This window comes from Rhodobacteraceae bacterium M382 (assembly GCA_025141015.1).
GTDB classification, from domain to species: domain Bacteria; phylum Pseudomonadota; class Alphaproteobacteria; order Rhodobacterales; family Rhodobacteraceae; genus Aliisedimentitalea; species Aliisedimentitalea scapharcae.
The window spans coordinates 2918424-2937840 of the sequence record CP081098.1; the positions used below are offsets into that span (position 1 = coordinate 2918424).

At 58.1% G+C, this 19417-nt stretch carries 15 protein-coding genes; 6 read left to right on the plus strand and 9 right to left on the minus strand.

Annotated features, from left to right (window positions below):
- Window positions 1–91: 91 nt before the first annotated feature.
- Window positions 92–3160 carry a Hint domain-containing protein gene (locus K3727_13570; protein ID UWQ93378.1) on the minus strand — a complete coding sequence of 1023 codons (3069 nt, stop codon included), beginning with the start codon at window positions 3158–3160 and terminating at the stop codon, window positions 92–94.
- Window positions 3161–4730: 1570 nt separating this feature from the next.
- On the opposite strand from K3727_13570, the gene K3727_13575 reads away from it, so the two are divergent.
- Window positions 4731–5417, plus strand: coding sequence for a M48 family metallopeptidase (locus K3727_13575; GenBank protein UWQ89835.1), 687 nt, complete (start codon window positions 4731–4733; stop codon window positions 5415–5417).
- A 4-nt stretch (window positions 5418–5421) separates the two neighbouring features.
- On the opposite strand, the gene K3727_13580 is transcribed toward K3727_13575, so the two are convergent.
- From K3727_13580 to K3727_13590, 3 genes are all read right to left on the minus strand, one after another.
- Complete coding sequence (locus K3727_13580; GenBank protein ID UWQ89836.1) at window positions 5422–5961, minus strand: PIN domain-containing protein; 540 nt, start codon at window positions 5959–5961, stop codon at window positions 5422–5424.
- An 11-nt stretch (window positions 5962–5972) separates the two neighbouring features.
- The gene (locus tag K3727_13585) at window positions 5973–7166 is read right to left on the minus strand and encodes a class I SAM-dependent rRNA methyltransferase (GenBank protein UWQ89837.1); all 1194 of its coding nucleotides are present in this window, start codon (window positions 7164–7166) and stop codon (window positions 5973–5975) included.
- Between the two features lie 76 nt (window positions 7167–7242).
- Window positions 7243–8007, minus strand: coding sequence for a hypothetical protein (locus K3727_13590; GenBank protein ID UWQ89838.1), 765 nt, complete (start codon window positions 8005–8007; stop codon window positions 7243–7245).
- Window positions 8008–8203: 196 nt separating this feature from the next.
- On the opposite strand from K3727_13590, the gene K3727_13595 reads away from it, so the two are divergent.
- The gene (locus K3727_13595) at window positions 8204–8596 is read left to right on the plus strand and encodes a RidA family protein (GenBank protein UWQ89839.1); all 393 of its coding nucleotides are present in this window, start codon (window positions 8204–8206) and stop codon (window positions 8594–8596) included.
- Between the two features lie 26 nt (window positions 8597–8622).
- On the opposite strand, the gene K3727_13600 is transcribed toward K3727_13595, so the two are convergent.
- Window positions 8623–8901 carry a hypothetical protein gene (locus K3727_13600; protein ID UWQ89840.1) on the minus strand — a complete coding sequence of 93 codons (279 nt, stop codon included), beginning with the start codon at window positions 8899–8901 and terminating at the stop codon, window positions 8623–8625.
- A complete protein-coding gene (locus K3727_13605) occupies window positions 8888–11683 on the minus strand; it encodes a glutamine-synthetase adenylyltransferase (protein UWQ89841.1) in 2796 nt (931 codons plus the stop codon). Before K3727_13605 ends, K3727_13600 begins: the two co-directional genes overlap by 14 nt.
- Before the next feature lie 142 nt (window positions 11684–11825).
- Here K3727_13605 and K3727_13610 point away from each other — a divergent pair, with 142 nt between their 5' ends.
- The 4 genes from K3727_13610 to K3727_13625 all read left to right on the plus strand — a co-directional run bounded on the left by K3727_13610 (window position 11826) and on the right by K3727_13625 (window position 14580).
- Complete coding sequence (locus tag K3727_13610) at window positions 11826–12299, plus strand: YbaK/EbsC family protein (protein ID UWQ89842.1); 474 nt, start codon at window positions 11826–11828, stop codon at window positions 12297–12299.
- Between the two features lie 431 nt (window positions 12300–12730).
- Window positions 12731–13147, plus strand: a complete 417-nt coding sequence (locus K3727_13615; protein ID UWQ89843.1) for a DUF2852 domain-containing protein — start codon at window positions 12731–12733, stop codon at window positions 13145–13147.
- A gap of 63 nt (window positions 13148–13210) precedes the next feature.
- Entirely contained in the window at window positions 13211–13642 is a 432-nt protein-coding gene (locus K3727_13620; GenBank protein ID UWQ93379.1) for an RDD family protein, read from the plus strand.
- Between the two features lie 116 nt (window positions 13643–13758).
- Window positions 13759–14580 carry an arginyltransferase gene (locus K3727_13625; GenBank protein ID UWQ89844.1) on the plus strand — a complete coding sequence of 274 codons (822 nt, stop codon included), beginning with the start codon at window positions 13759–13761 and terminating at the stop codon, window positions 14578–14580.
- 282 nt (window positions 14581–14862) lie between these two features.
- On the opposite strand, the gene K3727_13630 is transcribed toward K3727_13625, so the two are convergent.
- The 3 genes from K3727_13630 to K3727_13640 all read right to left on the minus strand — a co-directional run bounded on the left by K3727_13630 (window position 14863) and on the right by K3727_13640 (window position 19375).
- A complete protein-coding gene (locus K3727_13630; protein UWQ93380.1) occupies window positions 14863–17217 on the minus strand; it encodes a TRAP transporter large permease subunit in 2355 nt (784 codons plus the stop codon).
- A gap of 17 nt (window positions 17218–17234) precedes the next feature.
- Window positions 17235–18170, minus strand: coding sequence for a C4-dicarboxylate ABC transporter permease (locus K3727_13635; GenBank protein UWQ89845.1), 936 nt, complete (start codon window positions 18168–18170; stop codon window positions 17235–17237).
- Between the two features lie 122 nt (window positions 18171–18292).
- A complete protein-coding gene (locus K3727_13640; protein ID UWQ89846.1) occupies window positions 18293–19375 on the minus strand; it encodes a TRAP transporter substrate-binding protein in 1083 nt (360 codons plus the stop codon).
- Window positions 19376–19417: the final 42 nt, after the last annotated feature.

Below are 19417 nucleotides of genomic sequence, written 5' to 3' on the forward strand. Positions count from 1 at the left end.
AAAGGCAGGGCTAGACCGCCCTGCCTTTAACCGTATGCCCCGGAGTCACACGAGTGTAGCTGCCCCGCCCGGGGAACCCCGCAGACCCAGGTTAATGGGTCAGCAGATGTGCTTCGTGTTTCTTCAGCGACCTGCGCGCAGACTGATAGGATTCCAGCCCTTCGCGGGTACGCAGCTCTGGGAACAGTTCAAAGATCTCGTTGCGCTGTGCGTTGCCCAGACCGTCCATGGTCTGATCACCCGGCTGGAAGCTTTCGGTCCAGGCCCCATCCGACAACACCACTTCGTGCTGGTCGAACATGAAGTGGATGTAGGTCACTGTTGAGACCTCGACCACATCGACCCCTTCGAGACCGGTCAGATGTTTGGCCGCGACCAGAACTTCGCGCTCTTCGAAATACAGCGTTGTCTTGTCGTTGGCCACCAGCACCCGGTGGTTGGGGCTGACCATCATGTCACGTTCCGGCAGACCATTGCCCAAGGCACCTTCGCGGATCAGAACCGGGTTCAGGTGTTCCGCACGTGCCAGCTCTTTGCCTTGCATCGTCCGCGACCCCAACCAACGGATCGCCTGGATACCATTGTCGCGGGTGATGACGCGATCACCGATCTGAAGGTCCTCGACACGCCGTTCGCCTTTGGGGGTCGCAATCAAAGTTCCAGGTGTGAAGCAGGGAACAATAACCGATTCAATCTCTGAGAAGATTGTCGTTCCGGTTTCGGCACCCGTGGAGTCAAAGAAGCGGACTGTCCCGGCTTCGGGATCGGTCGGGTCGTATTCAACCGTCAGCGAGCCGCCAGGATTGGCTGCCTCGGCAGCCCCGGTCAGGTCCAGCGTATCAATGTCCAGACCGTCGGCATCTTCGCCGCCTGCAATGACTTCGCCCTGACCGACGTTGTTGAACGTGTCGTCACCCAGTCCCCCCAGCAACAGGTCGCCGCCGTCATCGGGGTCGTCATTGCCACCCGAAATGACATCGTCACCTTCACCGCCGAACAGAATGTCGCGACCTGCACCACCATCGATGGTGTCATCGCCAGCGCCACCATCAATCGCGTCGCCGCCGCCGTCGCCATACAGCTCGTCGTTGCCTTCGCCACCAAAGATGACATCGGTATCATCGCGGCCATGCACTGTGTCGTCACCGTCACCAGCAACGATAACGTCCTGTTCATCAACCAGCGGGGGCACGGCATCGTCATTGTCGACGCGGTCCAGTTCCGGATCACCCAGATACCCCAGGTCGATATCGTCATCGCCAGATGTACCTTCAACCACACCATCAATCGCCGTGGTCCCGGGACCACCTGGACCACCCGGTGTACCCGATGACGTAACCGGTGTCGCAGTCCCGATAACCAGCGCATTTTCAATCTCGCTGAATTCGGCCGTTCCGGCGACAGTCAGATCGTCATTATAAAAGGTAACGATCCCGGATTCCGTCGATGGATCGTCATCGGTATATGCAATCGTAGCAAGCCCTTGGGCGATCATTGTGTCGAGGTCATCGCCGCCTTCGCCGCCGATGATCACATCCCCAATGCCAGCACCGATGATGTCGCGGTCATCGCCCCCGTCCAGGGTATCCGCGCCTTCGCCACCCAGCAGGGTGTCATCGCCGGTCCCGCCGTCAATGGTATCATTGCCCTGACGTCCCAGCAGCAGGTCGTCGCCTGCATCACCGTGGATTTCGTCTTCGTCGATGCCACCGTCTACGTAGTCATTGCCAGCACCACCAGACAGGACATCGTCGTCGTCCTGACCAAAGATGACGTCATCGCCGTCTCCGCCGTCAATCACGTCCATACCATTGGTTGGATCTGGATCCGCCAGCGCTCCGGGCAGGTCATCGACGATGTTCAGGGCATCCGGGAACACCGGATCCAGACCACCATAGATGGTATCGGCACCGGTTCCGCCGTCGATGGTATCGGCTCCTTCGCCGCCAATGATGACGTCATCATCTGCACCGCCATCAATGAGGTCGTCGTCGATCCCACCATCAATCGAGTCATTGCCTGCCCCGCCGTCGATCACGTCGTTGTCGTCACCGGTCAGAATGGTGTCATTTCCGTCGCCACCGCTGACAGTGTCGCGATCGTCAAAAATGTCACCGTCGGCCGGGACGAACGGAATATTGGGCGTCGTGCCGGTATACCCGTCAAATCCGCGGTCGGGCAGCGGTACAGGTTCATTGCCCCGCGTATCGATCATGTCGTCGCCGTCGCCGCCATCAACGCTGTCAGACCCGTCGCCACCGGTCAGGTCATCATCACCGCCATTGCCGACAATGGTGTCATCGCCATCGCCGCCATCAATCGTGTCATCGCCGTCGACGCCGGTGCTGGGTGTTGCGACATCAAAGAACACATCGGTGACCGTGATGATCGTGGGTTCCACACCCACCTGAGCGTGGTCGATTTCGATTTTGGACACCGGCCCGGAAATTGTCACCAGCAACGAATAATCCGGCAAGCTCGCGCCAGCATATCCCCCTTGGCTGGTGCCTGTATCGTCGCCCGGCACTGCATCATCATCGCTGAGCGTGACGCGGGGGCCATTCCCCAGAACAACGGTGATCGGATCACCGGCCTCGTCAAAGGCGCGGACGCTCACCTGTCCATGCCCGTCAATGTCATTGATACGGAACGACACATTGGAAACAGACTCGGAGAATTCCAGACAATGCACGGCTTCGTCGCCGTCATTGTTCAGATAGGACGCCATCGCGCTGCCGGAATTGGCCGGGGCACCGCCGGTATCAATATTGCCAGTGGCCTGCTCTTCGGTCGTGAACGTCGCATCAGATCCCGTCGGGGCAACCGTATTGGTATAGGTCACGTTTACCGAACCGGTATCCTGTGTCAGACCACCGCCCAGGTCGTCGCCTTCGCTATAGACCGTGGCATCGCCCTGCGTTGTACCTTCGTTCCACAACAGCGCTTCGCGGACGGAACCACCGGCACCGCCACCGGGGGCACTCTGGTCTCCATACAGCGCGTCGTCGCCTTCTTCGCCGTGCAGCTCGTCACTGCCGCCGCCGCCATAAACTTCGTCATCGCCAACTCCGGCATAGACGGTGTCATCACCATCGCCTGCATCCACGATATCATCATTGGGGGCCTGCCCCGGCAGGATCGCATCATCGTTGTCGATCATGTCCCCTTCGGGGTCACCGGTATAGGCCAGATCAATTTCGTCATCGCCAGGGGTGCCATCGACAATGCCATTGCCCTGCCCCAGAACCGGCTTGTCCAGAACCGCAACATAATCCACGGCACCGGCAAAATGCTGGTCAAAATCATCATCGGTCGCCTCGCGGGCACCAATGGCAAAACTCTGTTCACCGCTTTCGGTAATGTTCAGCGTCATTCCCGACTGGTCGCTCGACGCGATTTCGGTCGTACCAGTGGTATCATTGACCACCTTCATCACGACGCCATCTTCCTCCCAGGAATAGGTGACGCGGATGGTATCATTCGTTCCGGCAAAGCCCTCGGATGTGCTCAGCTCGACAGTATTGCCATCATCTGTGTGATAGACCTGAACCGTCCCGTTTTCGGTGACGCGCACCTCAAAGTAACCGGTGTCAGAGGATCCCTCGGCTCCACCGTCGGCCCCAGCTGATTCAAACACACCGCGGCTAACGACGGTGTTGGTTCCACCACCTGCCGGAACGTAGGCGCGAAATTCGGTTTCGATGGTTCCCTCGGTGAGGTCAAAGGCCCCGTCGTTGCCATCATCGACATTCATCTGTTGGCCCGAGCCATCCAGGTTCATCCAGCCTGCGCCGAAAACGGGCCCACCGACGGATGTCCCATCTTGCGCTACGCCATCCCCTAGACCCGTATCGTTTTCTTCAAAACCATCCCGGAAGTCCCACAAACCAATGACTTTTGCCTCATACAGGTTGTCAAAGTTTCTCGCCATAACTTTCTCCTCATCGGCACTTCCAGAATGCCAAACCCGCAAACAGCGGATACAAAATGCAACCCTACAGACCGATGTCGACCGGTTCCGGCGACCGACACGGCAACAGCCAAGTAACAAGCAAGGGAGAGACGGCAGCGCACCGTTGCAGAAACGGGCACCGTGCACAGACCAAATGATCCGTACTATTTCATGTCACCAGCAGTGCAAGACACCACCACGCGACACGCTCTCACTTGCATCGTTTTGGATGCAACAAGTGCGGTCGCCCCCGTGACCAACAGACATCGCCCCCCAGTTGGGCTGTCTTATTGATACCGGAGCGCGGGATAGCCACAAAGGAAAAAACCGGATTTTGTGATCATCCCGCCTGGCCCCCGCGCCCACGATTTTCCGTAAACCTGCATATTCCGCGGATATATTGTTTCTGGATGGCCAGGTTTTGCGCCCGGCAAAAAGTTAAAATTTTACTAATTTCCCCTATTTATTGGGGGAATTTGCCCACCCCCCACAATCCATTGTTTCCAAACAGAGAACACTGGCAAACAGGGCGGCAAAGCGGGCCAGCCGGCACATTGAAGTCATAATCACGACAAAATTGATGAACAATCCGGAACCAATTTCGCAATTTTCGAAAGATTGTAAATCAATTGTCGCGAAATAGAGCCGTTGTTGCTTCGAATCATTCTCAAATTTGACGCGTCGGGGCCTGTCGCCACATTCCCGCCCCTTTTCAGTCAGCGCACCCGGCAGAGGCGGATGACTTGCCTCTTGGGGCCAGCCATACCATATCAGAGTCATGCTCAGATTAACCCCCATCCTGCTGGCCGTTCTGTATGCCGTCATCATGTACCGCTTCTCGGTGTGGCGAACCCACCGCGATCTTGATACGCGCTCGACAGAACTGGTTGACCCCAAGCTCAAGCGGCTGACCGACAAATTGGCGGCCGCTTTGGATCTGCCCCGGATCAAAGTGTTCATTTACGAAATCGACCCGGTCAATGGATTGGCGGCACCGGACGGGCGCATTTTCATCACCCGTGGGTTTTACCGCAAATTTCAAACGGGTGAGGTCTCGGGCGAGGAAATCTCATCTGTCATCGCGCATGAATTGGGTCATGTGGCCCTGGGGCACGCGCGCAAGCGCATGATTGATTTTTCGGGGCAGAATGCCCTGCGTACGGTTCTCGCACTCGTGCTCAGTCGGATCATTCCGGGTGTAGGAGTGTGGATTGCCAACGGGCTGACCACGCTGTTGGCTGCCCGTCTGTCACGCAATGACGAATACGAAGCTGACGAATATGCCGCCGCATTGCTGACAAAAGCCGGAATTGGCATCGGTCCGCAAAAATCACTGTTTTTGAAACTCGAAGAGCTGACTCAGGCCCGTGCTGGCGCAGCGCCAGCCTGGTTGATGAGCCACCCCAAGACCGAAGAGCGTATCGTCGCGCTGGAAAAACTGGAAAAACGCTGGCAGAACGCCTGAGCGTTCAGGACAACGCCTTGGCCAAACGCGGCAGGCGCGCCTTTTTTAGCAGCGGCCGCATGGCCCAGCCGCCCCCGGCCAGACGGTTGGCCGTGTTCAGCACATCCTCCCCAACCTTTTGCAGACCTTTTGGATCACGTAGCCACAGGTCATAGAGTAATCCATCCGGGTCCAAACGATTCAGCCCCTCTTCGGCCAGCAGATGTTTTGGGAAATCCTTGCGGTTCACCGTCACAATGCCATCCGCCGAACCGGCAACCGCAGCTGCCAGAACATGCACATCCGCGGCATCCGGCAACCACAACCGCGACTCGATGCCCGGGCTGGCGGCAACCTTGGACTGGGGCCATGCGACCCCCAGCAGTGCGATTTCGGATTGCGCCTGTGCTGCGCCTTCAGGGCCCAGTTTGACCGCGGCTCTGGACCATTCCTCGAGGATGCGCGCCGACCACAGCGGCTGGAAATGTCCCAGCCGCGCCGCGCCCAACAGCATCTCCCGCATCACGGTGGGATACAGAACGCAGGTATCAAGAACCAGTTTCACCGATCCAGCGATCACAGCCGGAAGAATACGGATTTCAGATATCCGCTTTCGGCCAGTTGTGGCAGTTGTGGGTGATCTGGCCCGGCATAACCGGTGTACAGCAATTGCCCGGACCGCCCTGCCCGTCCAATCCCGCGCGCCGATGCCCCCCGGAATCGGGACAGATCCGCCGCATGGGAACAGGAACACAGCCCCAGATATCCACCAGGTTTGACCAGCGGTGCAGCCAGCCGGGCAATCCGTTCATAGGCCCGCAGGCCGGCCTCCAGTGCTGGTTTCGACGGAGCAAAGGCCGGTGGGTCACAAATCACCACGTCAAATTGGGCCCCTTCTTCGGCGAGGGCCGCCAGCACGTCAAAGGCATCGCCCTGACGGGTTTCAAACCGATCTGCCACCCCCGAGGCCGCCGCCCCCTGTTCTGCCAGCGCCAATGCGGCCGCCGACCCATCAACCGACACCGCCCGGCCCGCACCTGCTGCCAGCATCGCCAGCGAGAACCCGCCCACATGCGAAAACACGTCCAGAACTTCGGTTCCCGGAGCGGCCAGTTGCGCAGCAAAGGCATGGTTGGGACGTTGGTCATAAAACAGGCCGGTTTTCTGCCCACCGGTCAGATCCGCCATATAGGTGGCACCATTCATCGGCACCTGCACCGGAGCGTCCGGGGCGGTTCCATGCAACACCCCGCTCACATCGTCCAACCCTTCCAGGGTGCGGGTTCGACCCGATGCGTTCTTGAGCACGGTGTCAACGCCGGTGACTTCGACCAGAGCCTGGGTCAGAAGGTCCAGATGCGCCTCGGCCCAGGCGGCGTTGGGTTGCACCACGCAAATCGCACCAAAGCGGTCGATCACAATTCCGGGCAGCGCGTCAGCTTCGGCATGGACCAGACGATAAAATGGCGCATCATACAGCCGGTCCCGCAACTGCAATGCACGGGACAGGCGGTCCACAAACCATGCCTTGTCCAAAACCGCTTCGGGATTGCGATCCAACATCCGGCAAAAAATCCTGGACCCCGGATTGACCGTGACCAGGCCCATGGGCGTCAGCGCCTCGTCCTGCAACACCGCCAATGCACCTGGAGCCAGCTTTTTGGTGCGCCGGTCTGTCACTATTTCGTTGTCATAGGCCCAGGGAAAGCCATGCCGGATGGCACGGGCGTTGGCCTTGGGTTTCATGCGTACAACAGGACGATCAGTCATTTTGGGGATCCGGACAAAAGAAAAAGGGCGCTGGTTTCAGCGCCCTGATACTTGCATTCCGATCCGGGGGGAAGGCTCAGAGATTGTTCATCAGCTGATAGATCCCCAATTGTGCGTTCCTATAGCCTTCCTTGTTGGTCAGCTCCTGGCGAATGACCTCGGCCAGATGGTTGGTGATCCGCACCTTTTGGGTCAGACCGCGCGCTTCGGCCAGAATGGCCTGCTGGCCACCAAAGGCATCCAGATCGGCGCGAACAGTGCGGACCGGAACGATCAACTGGCCGGTTTCGGCCTGGGTGATTTTCAGATCAAAGGTGATCGAATGAACACCACCTGTGGTGTACCGGGCCTTTTCGGTCAAAGCATGGAAGCGGGTCACCAGAACATCGACATTGACGTTGACCGGTCCTGCCAGAGGCGTGACACCCCGGATAATCGAATCCTGAACGATCTTTTGCACTTGTGCGTGACGGTCCCCGATTGGGTCACCGCGCCACACGATGTCGCCGCGGGGCAAATAGCTGTTGCGCTCGGACACTTTCAACGACCGCGGCACACGCACCACGACATTGGCCACCGAAACCGGCGACTGACCGGCCGTGATCAGGGGCGACTGCGACGGTTCCCCGACGACGGCCAGATCCTGATGCAGGGCCTTGGCGACCGATTCTGCGGGCGGATAGTTCATCGCCAGCGGCTGGGCCTGATACCCATCGGGGGTGTCCAGAACCGTGCTTGGCAATTGTTCAAATGGAGCGTTCCGCGTGGGGACGTCGACTGCAGCACAGGCCGAAACGCCGAGTCCCAACCCGATCAGCAGCATGGTGCGTACAATTTTCATCGTCTCTCTCCTTGGTTGCCCCTGACATCTGCCGCCAGGAGGCCTGATTTCTCAAACCAAGAGATGCCCCTGAATTGAGGCGCAATTTAGACAAAAATTGTTCGAATTCGCGGTAATTGGACATAGTTCGCCTAAAATTTGCGACCAACCCAATCGGCCTATATTGGTACAGTAATTCAGTAGAATAGGAAGAATAATGACCAAATACGCCATTTTCCCACCGGGATCCCATCAAATTTCGAAACAAATCAAGCTTTCGCCTGGGATTGTCTCGGGAAACCACGTTTTCCTGACAGGTATGACCGGAAGTCGTCCCGACGGAACCATGCCATCGGATGCATCAGAACAGTTCCGAAGCGCGTTTGACAAAATTGGCACGGTCTTGGCTGAGGTCGGCCTGACCCATGCCTCAATTGTTGAAATGACCACCTATCACGTGGGGCTCGACACGCATTTTGATCTGTTCAACGACATTCGGGCCAACTATGTGAGCGACCCATTTCCTGCCTGGACCGCAGTTGAGGTCGCCGGGTTGCGCCGTCCGGGTGCGATGGTAGAAATCCGGGTGATTGCCAGCCTAGAGGCATAGCCAGCCCCCAAACCTAAGACCTGCGGTTAGGTCCAATCCCGTTCGCGGCTGCGCCAACCACCGCGGCGTTTGGGTTTGGTCATGGTTTCCATGCCCTGACGCAGAACGGCCGTCATCGGATGGTCAGGGGCCTGCGTGCCATAGCGCTCCAGATACATTTCGATGGCATCACGGCTGTCGTGTCCGGCAGGCAGGCTGAGCGCCCAATCCAGAAAGATCGAGCGACATTGGGCATCGCTGATCCCTTCGATAGTATAGGAATCCTGCATCAACCCTTTTGGGTCCAGTGGATCACCGTATTTCATCACCCAACTCCCGTTTCAGGGCCCCGTTGATCAGAGCCGCACATTGGGCATAGCGCCCCTCCAGTTCGGCCTGCAGCGCCTCCAACGTGTGATGGCCAGTGCTGCGACACAGGAAAGCAGCCCCTCCCTCACCCAGATGCGCCGCATCAATGGCGCGCCCGGACAACAGCCGCGCTGCGGCCTGTACGGACCAGAATAGGTTGTAGCTGTCGGTCAACGCCTTGCGTTCCGCGACATTCAGCCATCCAGTAGCGACCGCTCCGGCCAGCCCCGCCGGTACATCGCGCGCGCTGAGACCTGCCAAAAGCGCACCGGTCTGCGCCACCAGCTCAACATCCATCATCCGTCCCGCCCCCGGTTTGGCGTCCCAGACCCCGGCCGGGCTTTTGGCCGCTGACAGCCTGTTGCGCATTTCTGACATCTCTTTCAGCACCAGCCCCCGCTCTCGTGGCCTGGACAGGAAATTCGATCGGAAGGTTTCGATATCAGCACACAGATCGGGGCTGCCTGCGACAACTCTGGCGCGGGTCAGCGCCAAATGTTCCCACACCCAGGCCTCGTTCTCCTGATAATGGGTAAAGCTGGCCCAACTGGTCGCAACCGGTCCCTGTGTTCCCGATGGGCGCAACCGCATATCGACCTCATACAACCGCCCCTGCGCCATAGGAGCCGTCAAGGCCGTGACCAAAGCCTGCGTCAGGCGCGCATAATAGGGCCGCACCAAAAGCGGGCGTTTGCCGTCAGACATTTCTGCATCCAGCGGATCATAGATCACGATCAGGTCCAAATCGGATGTCGCGTTCAACCGTTCGGACCCCAACGACCCCATGCCCAGAACTGCGGCTCCGCGACCAGGCATCGGGCCGTGTTTGGCCGCGAACTGCCCAACGACATAGGGCGTCAGGGCCACAATGACTGCATCGGCCAGTTCCGCATACTGGCGCCCTGCATCTTCGGCATCAATGAGCCCGCGCAAATGATGCACACCAATCCGGAAATGCCACTCCTTGCACCAGCGTCGGCAGGCATCCAGGCGCGTTTCATAGTCGGCTTCTGCCTCCAGCAAGCTTTCCAGTTCATGCCTCAGAATTTCGCGTCCCGGCCATTGCGCAAAGAATGACCCACCGATCACAGCATCAAATACGGCCGAATTGCGCGATAGATGTTCTCCCAATGCGCGCGAAGTTCCAACCACATCGACCAACAGATCAATGAGATGGGGGTTGGCCTCGAACAGGGAAAACAACTGTACCCCTGCAGGCAGACCCGCCAGGAACCCATCCAATGCGGTCAGGGCTTGGGCCGGATTCGCCATCCGGGCGATGCGCGACAACAGCTCTGGCTTGAGACGTTCAAACACCTGCGCCCCCCGCGCCGAGCGCAAGGCGGGATAGGTGGGCCAGCGTGCCAGAATGGACGCATCCAGTTCTTGGGGCATTTCGACCTGGGGACGCGCCTGTGCATCGGGCGCAAAAAAGCCTTCGGTCAGTTCATGGACCTCGTCCAGTCGATCACGAATGTCCGACTGCATCTGCACGGTATCAACCCCCATCAAACAGGCAATCCGTTCCAACCCATCGTCGGATTTTGGCATGCGATGGGTCTGGGCGTCGTGAATCATCTGAATCCGATGTTCGACCTCGCGATGCGCGCGATAGTGACCGGTCAGCTTTTCAGCAACTTCGGGGGGAACCCAGTTTTTGGCCGCCAGCGCCGCCAGTCCATCCACAGTTCCGCGCACACGCAATGCCGCATCGCGCCCACCTGCGATCAACTGTCGGGTCTGGGTAAAAAACTCGATCTCGCGAATGCCACCACGGCCCAGTTTCATGTCGTGACCCGGCACCCTGATGGCACCGCCGGTGCCCTTGTTCTCGCGAATGCGCAGGCGCATGTCGTGGGCATCCTGAATAGCAGCAAAATCCAGATGCCGCCGCCAGACAAAGGGGCGCAGGGTTTTGAGAAATTTCTCGCCAGCTTGCAGATCTCCGGCGCAGGGGCGTGCCTTGATATAGGCGGCGCGTTCCCAGGTCCGCCCAAGGCTTTCGTAATAGCGTTCAGCAGCCTCCATCGCCATGGCCACCGGCGTGACCGCCGGATCGGGGCGCAGGCGCAAATCCGTTCGGAATACATAGCCGTCGGCGGTTTTCTCGCTCAGCGCGCTGCACATGTTTCGGGTGGCCCGCACCATGCCCTGACGGGCTTCGTAAAAATCATCCGGGTCAAACCGGGTTTCATCAAACAGACAAATCAGGTCGATATCCGAACTGTAGTTCAGCTCATAGGCACCCATCTTGCCCATCGCCAGGATGGTCATGCCGCCGGCTGTTTCCACGTCATCCGGGGTCAAGCCCGGCAGCTTTTTACGCCGGATCAGGGTGGCGATCTCGGCTTTGATTGCCACATCGGCGGCCAGGGCTCCGAAATCGGTTAACGCGCCCGTCACTTTCTCCAGCGACCAGACACCGGCGATATCGGCCAAAGCCGTCAACAGAGCCAGGCGCCGTTTGGCCTGTCGCAGGCCAGGTTTGATCCGATCGGGGGGCAATGCGCGGGCCTCAGCAAACACCTGACCCAGTGCAGCATCCGGATCGTCAAAAGCAGGCGCGATCCAGGCCGCTTCGTGGGTGATCAGTTCACCCAAATAGGGGCTGCTCCCGGCCGCTCCGGCAATCAGAGCCGTCAAATCGGTCGACAGCCCCGGCACTTTGGCCGCGGCATCCGCCCCCAGATCGACATCAAATGGGCGGGGCAAGCGGGTGATTTCAAACGTGTTCGACATGGGCGCAGACTGTGCCTTGTACCCGGGGGCGTCAATGCGGCATCCCGTGTCCAACAACGGATATCCCGCAAAAACTGTTGGTGCCGCGGTACAAATTGGGATTGACTGGCGCACGGATCAACACGGAACAGGTGACACCATCATGAGCAAAAGCCTGAAACGGGTGTGCGCCGCGCTGGACACCGCGGGCCTGACCCCCACGATTGTTGAAACCCGGCAATCGCGCACTGCCGTCGAGGCCGCACACTCCGTGGATTGCGAGGTGGATCAAATCGTCAAATCCATCGTGTTCAAGGGAGAAACCAGCCAGCAGGCCATCCTGTTCCTGACTGCAGGTGGCAATCAAATTGATGCGGCCAAGGCGACGGCGTTGGCCGGGGAGCCTCTGGTCAAGGCAGATGCTGCGTTGATCCGCAGTCAGACCGGGTTTGCGATTGGCGGGGTCTCACCGATCGGACATCTGAACCCGATCCGTGTCTTTATGGACCCACGGCTGAATGATTTTTCCACCATATGGGCTGCAGCTGGTACGCCGCGACATGTGTTTTCCGCTGCGCCGGACGAAATCCGGACATCAAGCGGTGCGGTCTTGGCGAATTTCGTGATGAACGGCTAAGACACACACGTCCCAAAAAATTTGGCAAGCGCACCATCCTGATGCGTTTTGACACGTCCTTCGGTACGTTTCGAGGCATCAAGGGCGTTTCAACTGGGTATCAGCCACCCAAAAATTGCCAACCGGCCCGCAGGATCGGGACCCATAACAGGACACCTGCCGCCACGCCGGGTAAGATCCACCATCCATCCGTAAATTGTACCATTTCGCTGCTGCCTGACTGCGGGTTCATGGTTCCCTCTCATGTCCCGGGGTTTAGCCTAGAAAATCGAAAAAGTGTTTACAGAACCTTAACGACGCATCCCAGTGGCTGAAAATCGCCTATAACGGGTAATGTAAAAAACTTTCACATCGCCCCTTGCAGGACCGGGACCGGAACCCAATATGAGTAATGTGAAAGACATTTACATACCCAACCCGGAGAAAGCGAAATGAACACCCTGACCGACACCCACCCTGTACAGACCAACGCTGGTTGGTTTGCACGCAGCGAAGCCTGGCTGGACAGCAAGGGCAAAGGTGCCTGGATTGCCGCGATGGTTCTGGGCTTTGTGTTCTTCTGGCCGGTTGGCCTGGCCCTTCTGTTTTACATGATCTGGAGCAAACGCATGTTTTCGAAATCCTGCACCACACGGAAATCCTGGTCTCGCCATGGTATGTCCGCGATGTCCACAACCGGCAACAGCGCCTTTGACAGCTACAAGGCGGATACCCTGCAGCGTCTGGAACAGGAACAGCGCGATTTTGAAGCCTTTCTGGAACGTCTGCGCGAAGCCAAGGACAAATCCGAATTTGACGACTTTATGGACGAACGCGCCCGCGCTGCCGGTGCCGACGGCGAAAAATAAACCGATCCCTCCCGTCGCCCCCACATTGGGGGCGGCACCCTTTTCCAATTACAGGACCAGATGATGACCGCCCTGCCCGACCCACACAGCCACCCGCAGTTCTACGACTCGGTCCCTGCCAAACGTCTGTTTGCCTGGGTCGTTGATTCGGTGGTGATTTTGGCCATTTCCTTTGTGGTCGTTTTGTTCACGGCCTTTATCGGCCTCTTTATCTGGCCGTTGCTGTATCTGGTGGTCGGATTCGCCTATCGGGTCGTGACCCTGTCAAACGGGTCTGCAACCTGGGGGATGCGGGTGGCCGGTGTCGAACTGCGCGATGCGCAAGGCGACCGTCTGGACGGGTCGATGGCCCTGTTTCATACTGCGGGCTATACGATCTCGTTGGCCTTTCCGCTGATTCAGGTGGTGTCGATCATAATGATGCTGACCGGTGCCAGAGGCCAGGGCCTGACCGATGCCTTTCTGGGCACTGTCGCGCTGAACCGCAGGGCGTGACGTAAAAAAAGGCCCAAATTCACGCCTCTCAAACCATGAGCTGCCAATGCCACTTGGCGGCTCAAACAGCGGTTGCTATCATCCCCTAACCCGAGTGAACAACCCATGAGCCCCGTATGCGTCACACGCTGCCGATTGCGCCGCAATTCTATGTTACCGCTCCGCAGCCTTGTCCTTATCTCGAGGGCAGGATGGAGCGGAAGTTGTTCACTGCGCTTCAGGGGGACAATGCCGAACAATTGAACAACAGCTTGTCACAACAGGGATTTCGGCGCTCGCAGAATGTCCTGTATCGCCCATCCTGTGCCGAATGCAGCGCCTGTCTGTCGGCCCGTATCAATGTTGCCCAGTTCAAAATCACCCGCAGCCAGAAGCGCACGATGAAACGTAACGCGCATCTGAACCGGCGTGCCACATCCCCCTGGGCCACCGAAGATCAGTTTGCCCTGTTTCGACGCTATTTGGACACCCGTCACGCAGATGGGGGCATGGCCGACATGGACGTCTTTGAATTCGCCGCCATGATCGAAGAAACGCCGATCCGCAGCCGTGTGGTGGAATATGTCGACCGCGACACCGGCGGGCTGACCGCGGCATCGCTGACGGATGTGCTCGATGATGGGCTGAGCATGGTCTATTCCTTTTATGCCCCTGATCTGCCCCAGCAATCGTTGGGCACGCATATGATTCTGGATCACATCGACATCGCCCGCGAGGCCGGGCTGCCATATGTCTATCTGGGCTATTGGGTGCCGGGCAGTTCCAAAATGGGCTACAAGGCGGGATTCTCCGGGCTGGAGATCTATCATGGGCGCAAATGGCAACCAATGACGGACCCAGCCGCTTTTGCATCGGCGGCAAAAACGCTGACCGCCGATCCGATTGCCGAACAGGTTGCAAATATCCAATTGCCCGACCGGCGCATAACCAAGAGCTGAAGTACCCATCGTAGATACGCCAAGCGCGTCCTGCCGATTTCAATCGGCCAGGATGGTTGCAACGCCAAAGCTCTCGCCGTTAACATAATCGGCGACTGGCCGCTCTCAGGGGGAATGCATGTTGCCCCAGCGGTTCATGACAACGGACATGGCCCCTGCCAAAGCACCACCATAATCTTTCGCGGCGCAGTACCAGAGTGAGCCACCTCCTCGCACGAGGGGCTGCACATGAAAAAGGGGGCCGATTGGCCCCCTTTTATGGTTTTGTCTGCGATCTCAGGATCAATTCGGGATCAAATCCGGCACGATGGTGACGATCGACGGGAACAGCCACAGCAACGCCAGCCCCCCGACCTGAATCAACACAAATGGCAGAATCCCACGATAGATGTGACCTGTCGTGACTTCCTTGGGTGCCACGCCGCGCAGATAGAACAGAGCAAATCCAAAGGGCGGCGTCAGGAACGAGGTCTGCAAGTTCACTGCCACCATGATGGTCACCCATTTCGGATCAAACGACCCGCCATAGATCACCGGACCCACAATGGGAATCACGATGTAAATGATCTCGAGAAAGTCGAGCACAAAGCCCAGCACAAAGAGCACCAGCATCACGATCAAGAAGACCGTGAGTTCATTGTCGAAGCTCTTGAGGAACTGCTGGATATAGTGTTCGCCGCCAAAGGAGATCACCACCAGGTTCAGCAACTGCGACCCGATCAGAATGGTAAAGACCATCGACGTTACCTTGGCCGTTTCGCGGACCACCGGGCTCAGAACCCCGCCCGAGAACAGCACCCAGCAGCCATACAGCAAACCAAACAGCGCATAGAGATAGGCACCATAAGCACCCAGGAACGCGATCCAGCTTTCGACGCTGACACCACCCTGGTTGATCCGCAGGTCAAAGTTCACACCGATCAGGATACAGATGATCACGGCAAATGTGGTCATGATGATCACCTGACCGGATCTGCCTTCGTCCTGAAGCTTGCGATAGGCGGCAAGCATGATGGCCCCACCGGCCCCCAGCGCCGCAGCAGGCGTCGGGTTGGTGATACCTCCCAGGATTGATCCAAGAACGGCGATGATCAGAACCAAAGGCGGGAAAACCACCCGGATCAGGTCATTCTTGGTTGCGCGCAGGGCCGCTTCCTTGCAGCCATAGATCGCCAATGCCGCCGGCAAGGCCAGCATCAAAACAGTGCCCCCCGGCGAGGTGGTCGGTGCAACCAGAAACGCATCGACCAACGCCATCAGACCCACACCGGCTGCGCCGATAATCAGCGGCTTGGGATCACCCGAAGGCGAGATCCCCCGACCCAGCATCAGGGTTAGCCCCAGCAACACCATGATCACCGAAACCCCAACACCAATCGGAGCCGCGGCAGCGATCTTGGCCGTGCGGGCCGCGACCAGTTCGTCTTCGGTCAGTTTCGCAGCCTGAGTGACACCGCCGGCGGCGTCGATTGCCTCCTGTTCGGCGATGGCTTCGTCCCATGCCAATTGACCGTGCAACTCAATCATCGAGGCGCGGCACTCGTCCCCCACATTGGTTCGCAGGCTGGCCGATTTGGAACTGTCCGAAAAGGCCGAGACATCAATATTCTGGCTGCCAATCACACCAATGCTGCCCATCATGAACACACCGACCAACAGCGCGGCGGGGGCAAACAGGAACCAGGTCAGACCTTCGCCCCGGGTAATGGGTTCATTGTCGGTTGGTTCTGGTGGGACGGCCGGGGCCTTGTCCGGATTCAGCAACGCATAGACAAAGGCATAAACCGCATAGAGCACCGCCAGCATGATCCCCGGCAGCAGCGCCGCCTGAAACAGGGTACCAACCGAAACCACGGCCGGTTCGCCCAAATAGGTCAACGCGTCCGAACACCCGGCTTCTTGTGCGCGGTTTTCCTGGGCCGTGGAATACAGGTCCCCGGCCAGGGTCCCCAGCAGAACGATCACGATGGACGGCGGAATGATCTGCCCCAAAGTACCGGATGCCGCAATGACCCCTGTGGCCAGCTCGGGCGAATAATTGTTGCGCAGCATGGTCGGCAACGCCAACAGCCCCATGGTGACCACTGTGGCCCCCACGATGCCTGTCGATGCCGCCAGGAATGCCCCCACCACAACGATAGACACGGCCAGACCGCCGGGCAGCGGGCCAAACACGCGCGCCATGGTCGTCAGCAGATCGTTGGCAATTTTCGAACGTTCCAGGGTGATCCCCATCAGAACGAACATCAGCACCGCCAACAGGGTTTCGATTGACTGGCCCGCCAGAACCCGTTCATTCATGCGGTTGACGATGAACGACACGTTGCGATCCAGCGCGACTTCCCAGCCGCGTGGAAAAACAGGTTCGGCAATCCGTGGCAATTCCGGGTATCGAAACACCGAAATCACATCCGGTTTAATGCCGGAATTCACCAGATCCCGATACGTTTGCGATGAAGTATCTATCGCCTGGTGGATCAGCAACCCGGCGCTGTCCAACGATGCAATGATACCAAACGAGATGATGCCCGCCCCCCCGATGGCAAACGCCACGGGAAAGCCCGACAAAATGCCTCCGAAGAGACAGAAAAACACGATCAGCAGGCCGATTTCGACGCCATCAAGACCGAATAGCATAGTCATAGTCCTCGTTCTTAATGGGTGCCTTCATAGGCTTCTTCACCTTCGCCAAGACTATCCTTGTCGAGGTATTTGTTTTCACTTCCTTCGCCTTCGACGAACTCCAGAAAGGAGCGATAGAAGAATGCGATGGCGTGCAGGAAAACCATGCCAGCAAAACAGATCAGCAGGATTTTGAACAGGAAATAGCCGTTGAACCCATTTGGACTGAACCCGATGGTTTCCACGTTCCAACGCAGCGCGCGCGATTTCATGACCAACCGTTCAATGGTGTCACTGGCCGAGGGTTTCGGCACGATCAGATGACGCCACATGAAGAACCAGCCATACATCCAGATCAGGACAGCAGCCGGCATCATGAAGAACAGCGACCCGAACATGTCGATCACTTTCTTTGTGCGGAAGCTGACACCGGAATAGATCAGGTCCACCCGCACATGCCCGCCCTGCACAAAGGTGTAGGTGGCACACAGGCAGACGACCATGGCATTATACAGCTTCAGCTCTTCGGCGAACCAGCTGATGTCCATCTGCAACGGGATGCCAAAACCGAACGACATGTCCGGCCGGGCAAAGACGCGCTGAATAAACACGATCACGATCTGCTGGATCACCATCAGCAACCCGGCCCATGCAAAAAACCGCCCGACTGTATTGGCAAACCCTTCGAGCCCGCGCACCACTGCCCACATGATCTGATGACGCATCATCCCCACGATGGTCACAATCAGAAAGGCGGTAAAGACGACAAAGAAAAACTCGACCGATCCACCATAATAGACGAACCGCATGATCGACTGTTTGTCCGACCAATCCAGCCACAGCTGAGGATTGGCGACCGCATAGCCCAAATTGTAAAAGGCAAGGCCGATATTCTGGAACATCCATCCCAGCCCTTCGGTCAGGGCACCGATCGTATCGGCAAAGGAAAGACCACGTTCTTCCTGCATTCAATCCCCCGGTATGTCCTTGCAGTCATATGGTCAGCGCCCTGGCGCGCTCCGTTGCTGCAATTGGAAATGGATCCCCCACCCACCCGGTGGAGGATCCCAATGTGATGGTCTTGGACTGATCAGCCCAGAACGCGATCACGCTGTGCGCGATAGACGCCTTCGGATTTGACCAGCCAACCGGAGGACGCCGCCATGGAAGCTTCGACGCTGTTGCGGATACGCGCAAACAATTCGTCGCCCATGTTTTCGTCCAAGGTTTCCTTGGATGCCTTGCCGAATGCATCCCAGACACTGTCAGGGAATTCCATGACCTTGACGCCACCTGACTGCAGACGCTGCAATGCTGCACCGTTGTTGTTCAGGAATTGTGCCAGGTTCCACTGGTGCGCTTCTGCCGAAGCGATTTCGATAATCTTCTGATGCGCGGGGCTCAGGCTATCAAAAACGTCCCGGTTGGTCGCAACCGACAGACCTGCACCCGGCTCGTGGAAGCCCGCAGTATAATAGGTCTTGGTGATTTCCTGGAAACCAGCCTTTTCATCCGCCCAGGGACCGATCCATTCGGTGCCGTCGATCGCACCCGACGCCAACGCCTGATACACTTCCGATCCCGGAATATTCTGAACCGAAGCGCCCAGTTTACCCAGCGCCTTGCCACCCAGACCCGGCATACGGAATTTCAGACCGTTGAAATCTTCGGGGCCATTGATTTCCTTGGAGAACCAACCGCCCGCCTGCGCGCCGGTGTTGCCGGCCAGGAACGATTTCAGGCCAAAGATCTGACCCAGTTCGTCATGCATCGCCATGCCATCGCCATGGTAATACCAGTTCACCAGTTCCTGCGCCGTCATGCCAAATGGCACAGCCGTAAAGAAGGCATAGCCCGGGTGCTGACCAACAAAGTAGTAGTCGGCACCGTGATACATGTCCGCCTGGCCCGAAGACACAGCGTCAAACACTTCAAACGCACCCACCAGTTCCCCGGCGGCCTTGATGTCCACTGTCAGTTCGCCACCCGACATTGCGCCGATATTATCGGCAACACGCTGTGCTGCGTCGAACACACCGGCCAGGCCACGGCCCCATGTGGTTACCATGGTCAAGGTCCGCTTGCCCTGTGCATAGGCCGGCGCGGCCAGCGTGGTTGCAGCAGCGGCTGTGCCGCCCAGTGCAGAAGTCTTCAAAAAAGAACGACGATCCATCAGAGTATTTCCTCCCCTATTATTGCGTACAGCCTGAACTTT